Source organism: Mesorhizobium sp. M7A.F.Ca.CA.004.04.2.1 (assembly GCF_004022825.1).
Taxonomy (GTDB): domain Bacteria; phylum Pseudomonadota; class Alphaproteobacteria; order Rhizobiales; family Rhizobiaceae; genus Mesorhizobium.
Window position 1 is genome coordinate 1 of sequence record NZ_RZPH01001743.1, and the last position, 514, is coordinate 514.

Genomic DNA, 514 nt, shown 5'->3' on the forward strand with positions numbered 1-514 from the left:
GTCCGGACTGGAAGCGGCGTTGCCGGAACTCGGCGCCTCGGTGTCCGGCTTTGCCGTCTGCGCCTATTTTGCCACCCGCAATCCGGCGCATGAGATCGCCGCCCGCGAGTTGATCCGCGAAAAGACAGGCCTGCCGGTCACATCGAGCCACGAGCTGTCGGCCAAGCTCGGCGGTCCGCGCCGGGCGCTGACCACTTTGCTCAACGCCAGGCTGATCTCGATGATCGACCGCCTGGTGGCGGCAACCGAAGGTTTTCTTGGAGAACGCAACATCGCGGCACCGCTGATGGTGGTGCGCGGCGATGGCGCGCTGGTTTCGGCCGCTTTTGCCCGCCAGCGGCCGATCGAGACCATCCTGTCCGGCCCGGCCGCCAGCCTGGTCGGCGCCCGCCACATGACCGGGCTCGACAATGCTGTGGTCTCCGACATCGGCGGCACCACAACCGACGTCGCCGTGCTCGACGGCGGCCGTCCCAGGCTCGACCCGGAAGGCGCCACCGTCGGCGGCTTCCGC

1 protein-coding gene is annotated in these 514 nt (G+C 69.1%); it reads left to right on the top strand.

The annotated features are described in order from the left end of the window. Positions 1–514 (top strand): hydantoinase/oxoprolinase family protein (locus tag EN893_RS37340; RefSeq protein ID WP_281062554.1); only part of this gene is annotated, 514 nt, incomplete at both ends.